The 12,953-nt window shown below is 41.0% G+C and carries 10 protein-coding genes and 1 riboswitch; of the genes, 4 read left to right on the forward strand and 6 right to left on the reverse strand.

All coding sequences use genetic code 11. The features are described 5' to 3' along the window. Positions 1–27: 27 nt before the first annotated feature. The 3 genes from ACXIUD_RS12960 to ACXIUD_RS12970 all read left to right on the forward strand — a co-directional run bounded on the left by ACXIUD_RS12960 (position 28) and on the right by ACXIUD_RS12970 (position 5,222). Positions 28–1,155 (forward strand): efflux RND transporter periplasmic adaptor subunit, encoded by a 1,128-nt coding sequence (locus tag ACXIUD_RS12960; RefSeq protein ID WP_458053069.1) that lies wholly within the window; start codon positions 28–30, stop codon positions 1,153–1,155. Positions 1,156–1,161: 6 nt separating this feature from the next. Continuing rightward, positions 1,162–4,566 (forward strand): efflux RND transporter permease subunit, encoded by a 3,405-nt coding sequence (locus tag ACXIUD_RS12965; RefSeq protein ID WP_458053070.1) that lies wholly within the window; start codon positions 1,162–1,164, stop codon positions 4,564–4,566. Positions 4,567–4,721: 155 nt separating this feature from the next. Next, positions 4,722–5,222, forward strand: a complete 501-nt coding sequence (locus ACXIUD_RS12970) for a UpxY family transcription antiterminator (RefSeq protein ID WP_458053145.1) — start codon at positions 4,722–4,724, stop codon at positions 5,220–5,222. On the opposite strand, the gene ACXIUD_RS12975 is transcribed toward ACXIUD_RS12970, so the two are convergent. Beyond that, positions 5,219–5,611, reverse strand: coding sequence for a VOC family protein (locus ACXIUD_RS12975; protein WP_458053071.1), 393 nt, complete (start codon positions 5,609–5,611; stop codon positions 5,219–5,221). The two genes, ACXIUD_RS12970 and ACXIUD_RS12975, sit on opposite strands and share 4 nt — an antisense overlap. A gap of 127 nt (positions 5,612–5,738) precedes the next feature. Here ACXIUD_RS12975 and ACXIUD_RS12980 point away from each other — a divergent pair, with 127 nt between their 5' ends. Beyond that, positions 5,739–6,857, forward strand: coding sequence for a DUF4221 family protein (locus ACXIUD_RS12980; protein WP_458053072.1), 1,119 nt, complete (start codon positions 5,739–5,741; stop codon positions 6,855–6,857). A gap of 3 nt (positions 6,858–6,860) precedes the next feature. On the opposite strand, the gene ACXIUD_RS12985 is transcribed toward ACXIUD_RS12980, so the two are convergent. The 5 genes from ACXIUD_RS12985 to ACXIUD_RS13005 form a co-directional block, all read right to left on the reverse strand. After that, entirely contained in the window at positions 6,861–7,916 is a 1,056-nt protein-coding gene (locus tag ACXIUD_RS12985) for a homoserine O-acetyltransferase family protein (protein WP_458053073.1), read from the reverse strand. A 137-nt stretch (positions 7,917–8,053) separates the two neighbouring features. Next, a riboswitch (SAM riboswitch) is annotated at positions 8,054–8,163 on the reverse strand. A gap of 141 nt (positions 8,164–8,304) precedes the next feature. After that, positions 8,305–9,036 carry a succinate dehydrogenase/fumarate reductase iron-sulfur subunit gene (locus tag ACXIUD_RS12990; protein ID WP_458053074.1) on the reverse strand — a complete coding sequence of 244 codons (732 nt, stop codon included), beginning with the start codon at positions 9,034–9,036 and terminating at the stop codon, positions 8,305–8,307. A 2-nt stretch (positions 9,037–9,038) separates the two neighbouring features. Beyond that, positions 9,039–10,940: a fumarate reductase/succinate dehydrogenase flavoprotein subunit gene (locus ACXIUD_RS12995; protein ID WP_458053075.1), complete on the reverse strand. Its 1,902-nt coding sequence runs from the start codon at positions 10,938–10,940 to the stop codon at positions 9,039–9,041. Positions 10,941–11,112: 172 nt separating this feature from the next. Further along, a complete protein-coding gene (locus tag ACXIUD_RS13000; protein ID WP_458053076.1) occupies positions 11,113–11,433 on the reverse strand; it encodes a YbjQ family protein in 321 nt (106 codons plus the stop codon). 220 nt (positions 11,434–11,653) lie between these two features. Next, positions 11,654–12,949 carry an amidohydrolase family protein gene (locus ACXIUD_RS13005; RefSeq protein ID WP_458053077.1) on the reverse strand — a complete coding sequence of 432 codons (1,296 nt, stop codon included), beginning with the start codon at positions 12,947–12,949 and terminating at the stop codon, positions 11,654–11,656. Between the last annotated feature and the right edge of the window lie 4 nt (positions 12,950–12,953).

Raw genomic sequence — 12,953 nt, forward strand, 5'->3', positions numbered from 1 at the left:
ATCACAAGCATTTACACCAACAAATATATGAAAACCTATTCATCACTTATTTTGATACTACTGACAGTGGTAGCTTTCTCTTGTGGAAAAAAAGATGAGCTTACTGTGAAAAAAGATGAGTTAGCAACTTTGAAGAAAGACGCCAATGATCTACGCTTGAAAATTGAAGCTTTGGAAAAAGAAATTTCTTTGCTAGACCCTGAGTTTGGAATAGCCAATAGAAAGGCAGTGTTGATTTCTACGATTCAACCAATTGTAGGTAAGTTTGAAAACTATGTGGAAGTAGCCGGTTCGGTCCTTTCCAAGAAAAATGTGAACATCTCAGGAGAGGTGTCTGGAAGAGTAACCGAAGTGATTGCTATTGAGGGGATGCAGATTTCAAAAGGGCAGGTGATGGCCAGAATCGACTCCGAGTCTATCCAGAGAAATATAGAAGAAGTTCAGAAGCAATTGGAGCTTGCCGCTATTGTATTTGAAAAGCAAGAACGCTTATGGAATCAGCAGATTGGAACCGAGTTACAGTTTTTGGAAGCAAAAAACAGAAAAGAGACTTTGGAAAAAAGCCTGGCATCACTAAGAACCCAAGAATCGAGAACCTTGGTCAGAGCACCATTTAACGGGACAGTGGAATCCGTACAAGTTCGCTTAGGTGAATTGGTACAGCCAGGCTCTCCAATGTTCCAGTTTGTGGGTGTGAGTGAACTATATGTGGAAGCAGATGTTTCTGAGCGCTACATTGGTGTAATCAGTAAGGGGGATTCTGTAGAGATTTCCTTCCCATCCATCAATGAATCTTTCAGAACAAAAGTATCAGCCGTTGGATCCATTATCAATCCAAACAATCGCACCTTCAAGGTAGAGGTGTTTTTACCTAATCTTCCTAATGTAAAGCCAAATATGATTTCTGTTTTGAAAATCAAGGACTACGAAGTGGATGAAGCTGTCAAAGTTCCAAATTACTTGATTTTGCAGGATAATAGAGGGGAATATGTGTTTATTGTAGAAGATGGATTAAGCAAAAAGCGCTACATTAAGCGTGGAAGGACCTATAAGGATCGTTCTGAAATCGTGGAAGGTTTGACAGGAGCAGAAACCTTGGTGGATAAAGGGTTCAGAGAAGTAGGAGATAATTTTTCAGTAACCATTGCAGCTTAAGTCACCATGTCTCAAGAAAACCAACCCAAGAAAATCGTCAGGGAGTTCGGGCTGAGCTCGCTCTCAGTTGATAATCAAACATCAGTAGTAATCTTAGCTGTCATCATCACAGTACTAGGTATTTTGGCATATACTACGATGCCCAAAGAGTCATTTCCTGAGATCGTCATTCCTACGGTCTATGTAGGAACGGCTTATCCAGGTAACTCTCCAGTGGATATGGAGAATTTGATTACCCGTCCCATTGAAAAGGAACTGAAGTCTATCAATAACATCAAGAATATTAAATCTACCTCTGTTCAGGATTTTTCTTCTGTTGTAGTGGAGTTTAACCCTGGTGTTGAGATTTCCAAAGCGATTCAGGATGTCAAAGACGCGGTGGATAAGGCGAAAAGTGAATTACCAACTGATTTGGATCAGGATCCCGATGTGATAGAAGTCAATACTTCTGATTTCCCAATCATGAACGTGAATCTTTCGGGGAATTACACAGAAGAGGAGCTGAAGAAGTTTGGGGAATATTTGGAAGATGAGATCGAAAAACTTCCGGAAATTTCCAAAGCAGAGCTTCGTGGTACAGTAGAGCGCGAAATCAGAATTGATGCAGATATCTTTAAAATGGAAGCCTTGGGTGTATCATTTTCGGATATCTCAGAAGCTGTTTCACAAGAAAACGTCACTATTTCGGGTGGTAATATTTTGGATGGGGAGTTTAGAAGATCACTTCGTATCACAGGGGAATTTACTGATCCAAGTGAATTAAATGGGATTATTGTAAAAACCGAGAACCAAAAAATTGTGTATTTGGAGGATGTGGCCGAGGTTCGTGATACGTACAAAGAACGTGAATCCTATGCTCGTAGCAATAAGTTACCTGTGGTCACTGTGAATGTGGTTAAAAGAAGTGGGGAAAACCTGCTTGATGCTGCTGACAAGATTAAAGGAATCATTGAAAATGCAAAAGCTAATAGATTTCCCCCGGATTTAGAAGTAAGCATCACCAATGATCAATCCAAAAATACCCGTTCACAAGTCAATGACCTGGAAAACTCCATCATCTTCGGGGTAATTCTCGTGGTGTTGGTACTGATGTTCTTCTTGGGCTTTAGAAACGCCTTATTCGTAGGGATTGCTATCCCGCTTTCCATGTTTATTTCATTCTTGGTTTTAAACTCCTTCGGCATTACCCTCAATCTGATGGTATTGTTTGCCTTGATTTTGGCTTTGGGAATGTTGGTGGATAATGGAATTGTGGTGGTAGAAAATATCTACCGTTTGATGCAAGAGGGCTTAAGTCCCATTCGTGCGGCAAAAGAAGGGGTAGGAGAGGTTGCATGGCCAATCATTACATCTACAGCTACGACATTGGCAGCTTTTATGCCATTGGCCTTTTGGGATGACATTATTGGGGAGTTTATGAAATACTTACCGATTACTTTGATCATTGTATTATCATCCTCCTTGTTTGTTGCCTTGGTGGTCAATCCTGTGCTTACTTCCCTATTTATGAAAGTTCAGGATGTGGAATCAGTCAAGCCAAAAACCAAAAATCTGATTGTTGCATTGGTTTTTGGGGTAATGTCGATTATAAGTTTCTTGGCAGGTTCGATCACTTTTGGGAATTTGTTTGGCATTGTAGCGATTCTGACCGTATTCAATGTGTATGCTTTAAGACCTGCTATCCGCTGGTTCCAGAATGTGTTTTTGGTTAGATTGGAAAACTTGTATGAGGCAACATTGAAGTTTGCATTAAAAGGTTATAATCCTTATTTCTTCTTTGCGGGTGTTAATTTATTGTTGGTTTTATCTATTGTGTTATTAGGTGTTAGAGCACCAAAAGTGCTATTTTTCCCTGATAATCAGCCTGCATTAGTCAATGTATTTATTGAGAATCCAATTGGAACAGATACAGAGGCTACCAATGCATTTATGTTAGGGATGGAGGATGAGTTGTTGCAATTGATGGAACCATACAGTGATGTAGTGGAGTCTATCATTTCTCAGGTTGGACAAGGTACAGGTGATCAATCGGAGGGACCAAGCACGGCCAATACTCCGCATAAAGCAAAGGTAACGATAAGCTTTGTGGAATATCAGTACAGACAAGGTGTGAACACGAATAAAATCATGGAAGAAATCCGCACCATGGTTGAAAAATATCCAGGTGTATTGATTACTGTTGATAAACAGCGTAATGGCCCACCGGTAGGGAAACCAATCAATATTGAGGTGAGTGGAGAGGATTTCGAAAAATTGATTTTGTTTGAAAATCAGTTCAGAGAGGCCTTGGTTTCTGCCAATATCCCTGGTATTGAAGAGTTGAAATCTGATTTAGAGTTGGGAAGCCCAGAAGTGATTCTAAAGATTGATCGTGAAAAAGCTCGACGATTTGGTTTATCTACTTCTCAAATCGCCAGTGAATTGCGTACGGCCTTATTTGGTCAGGAAGTTTCCAAATACAAGGAAGGAGAGGACGATTATCCCATTCAGCTGCGTCTGAAAGATGAGTATCGCTACGATTTGGCTTCTTTGGTCAATAAAAAAATTAATTTTAGAGATAAGTTGGGTAACAAAAAAGAGGTGCCAATTTCAGCCGTTGCTGACTTAGAGTATGGATCCACTTTTGGGTCAGTCAAAAGGAAAGATCTTAATAAAGTGATCACGATTTTCTCTAATGTCTTGGACGGATACAATCCAACTGAAATCAACAATGAATTGAAGCAGCTTGTGGCTAATTATTCTATACCGGATGGTATTAATGTTAAGTTTACAGGAGAGCAGGAGGAGCAGGCTAAATCAACCGCTTTCTTATTAAGAGCTTTGTTTATCGCTGTTTCGGTCATTTTCTTGATTATTGTGGCCCAATTTAACTCAGTAACTACGCCATTTATTATCATGGCTTCCGTTGTTTTGAGTACCATTGGTGTATTCCTTGGTTTGGTAATTTTCAACATGGACTTTGTTGTGATTATGACCGGTATCGGGATTATTTCCTTAGCAGGAGTAGTGGTAAATAATGCCATTGTCTTGATTGACTATACCAATTTGGTAAGAGAGCGCCGAAGAGAAGAGTTAGGAGTCAAAGATGGAGAGTATCTTTCTTATGATGAGTTGCTTAGCAGTATTGTTCAAGGTGGTAAAACCCGATTGAGGCCTGTTTTACTAACGGCTATTACCACTGTTTTAGGATTGATTCCATTAGCCATTGGGATGAATATCAACTTTGCTACTTTATTGAGTCAATTTGATCCTCAATTCTACATTGGAGGGGATAACGCAGACTTTTGGGGGCCGATGGCATGGACTGTAATATTTGGTCTAACCTTTGCAACCTTCCTTACGTTAGTAATCGTACCTGTCATGTATTTGTTGGCGGATAAACTGAATATGCTTTTTCGCAAATTGAAATAACATGATTTGATAAAGGTTGGTGGTTTTTAATTGTTTAAACCCTTGGGTAAATAACCCAGGGGTTTTTTATTGAATGTTTGAGTATTTTTAACCCTAGTTATCGTGTTTGAAAAAGTGTTTTTTGACTACTTTTGAAAACAATTCGGACAACTATGATGAATGATTTGAAGTGGTATGTGCTGTACACGACTTCCCGTGCAGAGAAAAAAGTAGCAGAGCGACTGAGAGAGAAAGGCTTGGAGGTGTATTTACCGATCATTGAAGAACTGAGACAATGGTCTGATCGGAAAAAGAAAGTCCAAAAGGCATTGTTTAATGGATATCTATTCGTCAAAACATCCCGAGCAAATTTATGGGAATCCCTTCAGGTACCTGGTGCGGTGAAATTTGTTCATTTTGCGGGTGAACATGCGACCGTTCGTGAAGAAGAGATTGAGACCATACAGCGTATCTTGGAAACAGGTGTTGCTGTAGAGACAGAGTCAGGAGAAATTGAAAAAGGACAGCAGGTAAAAATTGTTGGCGGGGCCTTGGAAGGAATGGAAGGTGAGTGTATCAATAAAGGTAACAAAGACTATTTTATTATTCGTATCCCTGGAATTGCACAAAATATGTTGGTGAATATCCCTCGAAAATTTTTACAGGTGAGGGCCTAAGATTCCCAAATTCCTTTGGGTACGATTTCTAATACGTGCCCAAAAGGATCTTCAAAATAAAAGCTTTGTAAACTATCCTTCCATCCCTGTTCGTGGGTGATGTTGATTCCTTTTGCTAAAAGCCTTGATTTTGCTTCCAAGTAATCTTGTTTATTGACCTCAAAAGCAATGTGTTGCTTTCCTTTTGCAAAATGAGCGGGGAGTGTTTCTTCTTTGGCAGTGACCTCAGGAATAAAGCAAAGTAAAACTGAGCTTCCACAGCGAAAGAATATATGCCTTCCTTTGACTTTGGATATGACAGGCATTTCTAATGTGTCCCCATAAAAATCCTCTGCCAGATCAAGGTCAGATATGTATAGGCAGATTTCTTTGATTTGTATGAATTTCATTGAACCAACCTATTAAAAATCGAAGTATTGTTCAACCTTATTTGCGTGAGTAAGCATTCAAGTATTTAAGTGGTTAAAAAATTAGTTGCTTTGGTGAAACTTAGTTTTTAAATTTAAAACAAAAACTATGGTTCGAATCCTTTTCTTAACTTTTGTTGGATTACTTCTGTTGGCATGTGGTACTAAATCCACTCAGAATGATACCCTCGTTTTTGAATTAACTGGACAGCTCAAGCAGCTTCAGTTACCGGAAGGATGGGGACAGTTTAATTTAGGGTGGAGGATATCTTCTGCCGGAAAAATCTTAGTGATTAACAATCCTACCTCGGAAATTGCGATTTATAAGGGGCTTGATGATTCATCACCATTAGTTATCAGTTTAGAAGCTGATGGGCCAGATGGAATAGGTGGGCCGATAATGGATACTCAATGGGGATATGATGAATCATTTTGGGTATCGACCTTTGGAGATAAATTAATCCAATTTGATAGTGAAGGGTCCATCCTGAGGCGGGTTTCAATTCCTACAGAAAGTCTTTTTGCTCAGAATGTTTCCCTATTGAATTTTAGTTTTGTTGCTACAGAATCAAGTGTTTATTTTCCCGCAGCACCGCTTACATTTGCTTGGAACACCTTAAGTCCAGAAGAAATTCAAGGGATGCCCAATTTGCTTCGTTTGGACTTGGATACGAATGAAATCAGTGTTTTATCTACCTATGCAGCCGATTTTTTAGGAACTAACCTGAATAAAAATATTATGCCAACCTTATTTGAAGGGCTTAATAATGCTGTCATCATCAATCATAACTTCAAAGATATTTGGGTGTACCAAGACGGGGAATTAAAGCAACAGGAAGTTTCCTTTAGTCAGTTTTCATCTAGTCCCCCCACTTCTTCAAAGGATATCTTCGAAGATATGGAAGAAATTATGTGGTTAATGAATTATTCTGATGCGTATTGGGATGTGGTCAATTTGCCGCAACTTGATATGATGGCCAGAGTTGTAAAGTTTGACGAACGCCCAGAGATGGAAGGACCAGGTATGGACTTTGTTCCTTCTAAATGGGGTTTGGTGCTTACGGATGCTAATTTTAGCAAACTCGGAGAGTTTATATTTCCCATCAATGCCTATAACCCTCAATTATCTTACTCTAGTTCGGAAGGGATATGGGTTTGTACCACACATCCCAACCGATCAGATATGGAGGAGGGTGTTTTGGTATTTGAATTGTTGGCTATCAAGTAAACATCAAAGTGTATCTTCTAAGTAGAAACTGCTTAGAATATAGCTTAGTTGCTCGTATTCTATCAGAAATGCATCATGCCCCAAATGGGAGCTGATTTCCCGATAGGTGCCCTTAGGGACATGCTTGGCTATCAACTGTGATTCTTCTTTCAAAAAAAGCATATCTGTATCCACCCCAATTGTTAATACTTTGCTGGGAATTTGTTGTAAAGCTTTTTCTAGGCTACCACGTTTTCTTCCCAAGTCATGTGCATCCATGGCTTTGCTCAGCGTCCAGTAGGAAAAGGCGTTAAAGCGTTTGGCCAGTTTTTGTCCCTGGTACTGGAGGTAGGATGAAATTCGATAATTGTCCAGTTTTTCTTCCGTATCTTCTTGTTTGAGTTCGAAGTCTTTGGGGTGGCGGTAAGAAAGCATAGCAATGGCTCGGGCGGCTTTCAAACCGTCTTTTCCTGCATCAGGTTGCCGTTCGCCCCAGGTGCAATCAGCAGCTATAGCCATCCGTTGTGTTTCATTGAAACCTCGTATCCAGGGAGTAGCCTTGGCATTGGATGCAATGATGATGCTATGTTTTACCTGATCTTGAAGTAGGTAAGCCCATTCCAAGCCTACCTGCCCTCCCAGAGAACCGCCAATAATGGTGTCTATCCTTTCAATTTCCAAATGCTGCCTTAGCAAATCCAACGAATTGGCCATGTCTCGTGGTGTGACTTGCGGAAAGTCATAATAATAAAAATCTCCACTAATGGGGTTTACTGACAAGGGAGAGGTACTGCCATAGCTGGAGCCTAGTAAATTGGCACATACAATAAAATGCTTGGATGGATCATAGAATCGGTCTTCGCCAATAAGTCCATTCCACCAATCAGAGACCTTTGCATCACCTGTCAAGGCATGAATGACCCAAATTACATTGTCTTTGGCGGCATTGAGATTGCCTAGGGTGGTAAAGGACAACTCAAACTCAGGTAAAATTTCTCCGGATTCTAGTGTGAAGGGTTCATGATGGATGAAGGTATCTTGACTCATATCGATGGTATAATAACTGCTGATCAAATTCATGGGAAATGTAAACTAATGAGATGTAACACAAGGTGAAAGCAATTGGCAATAAGCCATGTGAAGAAGCGACCGCATGAGTCGTTCACAAGTTGATAAGATGTGTTAATGCTGATAAGCCGTACGTGTCATAACTGTTGAATTTATAGTTCCGAAGGGAGATATTCCAATCGGCAGGAATTGGCACCTTTCCACACGGATGGTTGCCAGAGGGTCTCAGAGCCTGTCTCTCGCCTCTTCTGTATAAATCCAAGCACTAAAAAGTGAAAGGATACTGCAAAGAAAATATGCTTGGTTGGATTTACCAACCATTTCTCGTGATTTTTTAAAACAGGTCAAAGAATTTGAGCTACTTGAGCTTTGGATATTGCTGTTTGTTAAAGATGTTAGTTCATGCTTTCCAGTACTCTTGATTCATCCGTACTATGTTGGCAACTGAAATTCCTTGGGGGCATACTGCCTCGCAGGCTTTGGTCATCGTACAGGATCCAAAACCCTCTGCATCCATTTGAGCTACCATTGATTTTACGCGCTTACCAGCTTCTATACTTCCTTGAGGAAGCATAGCTAAATGACTGATTTTTGCCCCTGTAAAGAGTGCGGCACTGGCATTTTTACACATAGCCACACAAGCACCGCAACCAATGCATGCCGCGGAGTCAAATGCTTCTTCTGCTAATTCATGAGAAATCCGTGTACTATTGGCCTCAGGAGCTTGGCCTGTATTGACGCTGATGTAGCCTCCCGCCATGATGATGCGGTCAAAGGCTCTACGGTCTATGCACAAGTCTTTTTTGATGGGGAAGGCCTTTGCACGAAAAGGCTCAATGACTAATGTTTCACCATCTTTGAAACTACGTAAATGAGTTTGACAGGTAGTCACACCCTTCTCAGGACTGTGAATATCACCGTTGATAACAAAGCCACATTGCCCACAAATACCTTCCCTACAGTCCGAATCAAAAGCAACAGGTTCTTTATCAGACAAAATCAATTGTTCGTTTAACACATCCAACATCTCCGGCACAGACATCTCTTGATGCAACCCATTCAATTCATAGGTCTCGAATCCTCCTTTGGATTGATTGGATGCCTGTCTCCATATTTTTAAGGTTAATTTCATAATCAGGCGTAGGTTCGTTCTTGTGGTTTAATAAATTCAAACTGTAAGTCTTCCTTATGAAGCTTGAAGTGGCCATCTGCATATTCCCAAGCAGAGACATATTGGAAATTCACATCATCCCGCTTGGCCTCTCCTCCAGGAGTCTGATGCTCTACACGGAAATGTGCACCGCAGGATTCCTCCCGTTGCAAGGCATCATGGAAAATCAATTGCGCTAGCTCCAAATAGTCCTCTACCCGTGCAGCTTTCTCCAATTCCATATTCAGTTGCTTGGCAGAACCTGGAATTTTTAAGCGTACATAAAATTCTTTTTGAAGGTTTTTGATGGCCTGAAGGCCTTCTTCCATCACAGATTTTTCTCGGGCAAGACCGCATTTTTTTGTCAAAACTCCTCCCAATTCACGGTGAAACTGTTCTGCTGTTTTATCACCTTGAATGCTCATCAAGCGGGCAATTCTTTCTTCCGTAAGTTCAAGTTCTTCTTTTCCAAAACTTTCAGGTATGTGTTGTTTCGGCTGTTCACCTGCTAAATAGTTCATGACGGTGTGTGGAGCTATAAAATACCCATCCACACATGCTTGAAGTAAAGAGTTTGCGCCTAAGCGATTGGCACCATGATCCGCAAAATTTGCCTCACCCAATACAAACAGTCCTGGAATACTGCTTTGCAATTCATAATCTACCCATAATCCTCCCATAGAAAAATGGGCAGAGGGAGAAATCAGCATGGGAGAGTTGTAGGCATTAACTCCTGTGATTTTTTCATACATATCGAAAAGATTACCATAGCGCTTTTGTATGGTTTCTTTTCCATCTCGTAGAATGGCAGTCTGAAAATCCAAATACACGGCATTTTTCATAGGTCCAACACCCTTATCGGCATCTATCTGCTCCTTTGCTGCTCTAGATGAAATATCCCTTGGCGCCAAGTTTCCATACGATGGATACTTGCGTTCCAAGTAATAATCACGTTCGTTTTCAGGGATATCTTTTGGAGCTCTTGTGTCATTTGCTTTTTGGGGTACCCAAATTCTACCATCATTTCTCAAAGACTCTGACATCAATGTCAACTTGGACTGATGATTGCCTAACTGGGGTAGGGAAGTAGGGTGAAACTGTGTCCAGCTTGGCGCAGCGAAATAGGCTCCTTTTCTATGGGCTCTCCAAATCGCAGATCCGTTACAGTTCATTGCTAAGGTAGAAAGGTAATAGATCTTCCCATAACCTCCTGTTGCCAAGATAACAGTGTCTGCATGATGGACGCTCAATTCTCCTGTTTCTAAGTTTCTGGCAATTATTCCCTTGGCTTTTCCATTTTCAAGAATTAAATCCATCATTTCGTGACAAGTATTGAGTTGGACTTGCTTCAGAGCAACTTGCCGCATCAATGCCTGATAGGCTCCTTGCAATAGTTGCTGCCCAGTCTGACCACGGGCATAAAAGGTTCTACTCACTTGCACACCTCCAAAAGAGCGATTGCTCAAATAGCCTCCATACTCTCGGGCAAAGGGGACTCCCTGGGCCACTGCTTGATCGATCAATGCCATGGAGCATTCGGCCATTCGGAATACATTGGCTTCTCTGGAGCGGAAATCTCCACCTTTCAATGTGTCATAAAACATTCGCCATACGCTATCTCCATCATTTTTATAACCTTTAGCAGCATTAATACCTCCTTGGGCAGCCACACTGTGAGCTCTTCGGGGGCTTTCATGGTAGGTAAACACCTCACATTGAAAGCCTAATTCTGCCAAACTAGCAGAGATGGCACTTCCGGCCAAACCGGTGCCCACTACAATCGCTTTGTACTTACGTCGATTAGCAGGATTGATCAAACGGGCTTTGGCGATATACCATTCCCACTTTTTGTCCAATGGTCCATCAGGAATCTTAGGATTTATCATAGCATGAAAAAAACGTTACTCCTCTAAACTAAGAAGAATTTCTCAAATTTCTATGCTCTGGTGTAGAATCACCTTCAAAAAAATAATGAGGTGGGCGGATATAGTTATTCGTGCCATGTTAAAAAAAATAAACCTGCTGAAATGAATCCTCAACAGGTTTAATCAAATCATCTTATAGTTTAGCCACTTTTACGGCCGTTCCTGATGCAGTGACCATGAGCATACCATCTCGAATGGTTTCATAATCTAGGTCGATGCCAACTACTGCATTAGCTCCAAAAGCACGGGCTTGCATCTGCATTTCTGACATGGCTGTGGATTTGGCCTCCCGAAGTACACGTTCATATGCGCCTGCCCGGCCACCGACGATATCTGTGATACTGGCAAAGAAATCCTTAAAAACATTTGCACCAATAATGGTTTCCCCGGAAACAATTCCAAGGTATTCTGTAATTGCGTATCCTTCTAGTGAAGGTGTTGTTGATACAATCATGTGTGAGAAATTTTTATTCACACCAATATAACAAGGCTTTCCAAAATATTTTTGATTTGACAATAGAATGTAGCAGATTCATTTCTGTGGTTAGCATACCTTTTACAAATTATTAGAGATTTTGGGTAAAGCTGGATTGTTATAAATTTCATTGGCCTACCATAAAAAAAGCCTGATTTGATCAGGCTTTTTTTATGTCTCTAGATTAGAGGACTTATCATTAGTTCTTCTCCAAACCTGGCGAACGTTCCAAAAACTCCTGATATAACTTGATATGTCTATTACTCATCGGTACTCTGTATCCGTCAATAAATACATGTCTGATTTGTGACCTTGTTTCAAATGGATCGCCTGTAGAGACTAATAAGGTGGCATCTTTTCCAACTTCCAATGAACCTAATCTGTCAGCAACTCCAAAGATCTCGGCAGGGTAGATCGTAACGGCTTTCAATGCCTCTTCTTTGCCCATGCCATAAGCAGCTGCAAATCCTGCATTGAAAGGTAGGTTTCTGGTGTTTTCGGCATCATTGGCACGGATAGCTACTTTTACACCTGCTTTGGCCATTTTGCCTGGATTGGTGTATGCTGCATCATAGCGATCAGACTGACGTGTTGGGATGGATAGCATAGGACCTGTTACCACCGGAAGTTTAGCAGCGGCAATTTGCTCTGCCACTCTCCAGCCTTCTGCTACACCTGTCAGGATTGCCTTTACTTCTTTGGAGGCAATCCACTCAATTGCTTTTAAAATATCAGCAGCAGCATTGACTTCCACTAATAAGGGTAACTCTCCTGCAACTACTTTGGATAATTGCTCCATTTCAGGGTAGTATTCCAAGGTCGCACCAGCAGTTTTTAAGCGATGATAAGTGCTTGCTTTTTCCCAGATTTCATTGAGGGTTTCCTGAGCTTTTTCAAACTCTTTCTTGATATCATCATCACTTCTTCTATCCCAGGTGCTTCTACGGGCAGAAGAAGGAAAATTCATAACGACACCTTTGAAACCTGCATACATTTGGTCAGGAGTATATCCATTTAGATTGATCAAAGCGGCTGTTCCGGGAAATAGGCCTCCCGATGGCATGGTTAGCGTAGTGGTTACTCCTGAAACTCTTGTCACCGGAATAGCCACAGAATTTGGATTTACGGCCACTAAGGCTTCCATGTTAGGAGTTACCTGTCCGATTTCAGCATAGTCTTGTGTTTCTGCTAAAGAACCCACTTCCACCAAACCTAGTCGGCTGCCTCCGTCAATCAAACCAGGATAAATGAATAAACCGGTACAATCAATAACTTCGGCATCACCTCCGTCTACTTGTTGACCTAGTGCTTGGATTTTACCATTGGCCAATAAAATGCTTCCATTCTGAATAGTACCATTGGTAACCGTTACAATCGTTGCGTTTTGGAGTAAGAATCGTCCGTTTTTAGGTTTGACAAACTCACCATCATATTGTGCGAATCCAAAGAAAGGTAGTACAACCAAACTCAGGATAAAGGATAAGATCTTTTTCATGTTT

The organism is Mongoliitalea sp., assembly GCF_054166905.1.

Excerpts from the sequence above, each read along its gene's own strand:
- ACXIUD_RS12960 (WP_458053069.1), top strand. The coding sequence starts at position 28 with ATGAAAACCTATTCATCACTTATTTTGATACTACTGACAGTGGTAGCT.
- ACXIUD_RS12965 (WP_458053070.1), top strand. The coding sequence starts at position 1,162 with ATGTCTCAAGAAAACCAACCCAAGAAAATCGTCAGGGAGTTCGGGCTG.
- ACXIUD_RS12970 (WP_458053145.1), top strand. The coding sequence starts at position 4,722 with ATGAATGATTTGAAGTGGTATGTGCTGTACACGACTTCCCGTGCAGAG.
- ACXIUD_RS12975 (WP_458053071.1), bottom strand. The coding sequence starts at position 5,611 with ATGAAATTCATACAAATCAAAGAAATCTGCCTATACATATCTGACCTT.
- ACXIUD_RS12980 (WP_458053072.1), top strand. The coding sequence starts at position 5,739 with ATGGTTCGAATCCTTTTCTTAACTTTTGTTGGATTACTTCTGTTGGCA.
- ACXIUD_RS12985 (WP_458053073.1), bottom strand. The coding sequence starts at position 7,916 with ATGAATTTGATCAGCAGTTATTATACCATCGATATGAGTCAAGATACC.
- ACXIUD_RS12990 (WP_458053074.1), bottom strand. The coding sequence starts at position 9,036 with ATGAAATTAACCTTAAAAATATGGAGACAGGCATCCAATCAATCCAAA.
- ACXIUD_RS12995 (WP_458053075.1), bottom strand. The coding sequence starts at position 10,940 with ATGATAAATCCTAAGATTCCTGATGGACCATTGGACAAAAAGTGGGAA.
- ACXIUD_RS13000 (WP_458053076.1), bottom strand. The coding sequence starts at position 11,433 with ATGATTGTATCAACAACACCTTCACTAGAAGGATACGCAATTACAGAA.
- ACXIUD_RS13005 (WP_458053077.1), bottom strand. The coding sequence starts at position 12,949 with ATGAAAAAGATCTTATCCTTTATCCTGAGTTTGGTTGTACTACCTTTC.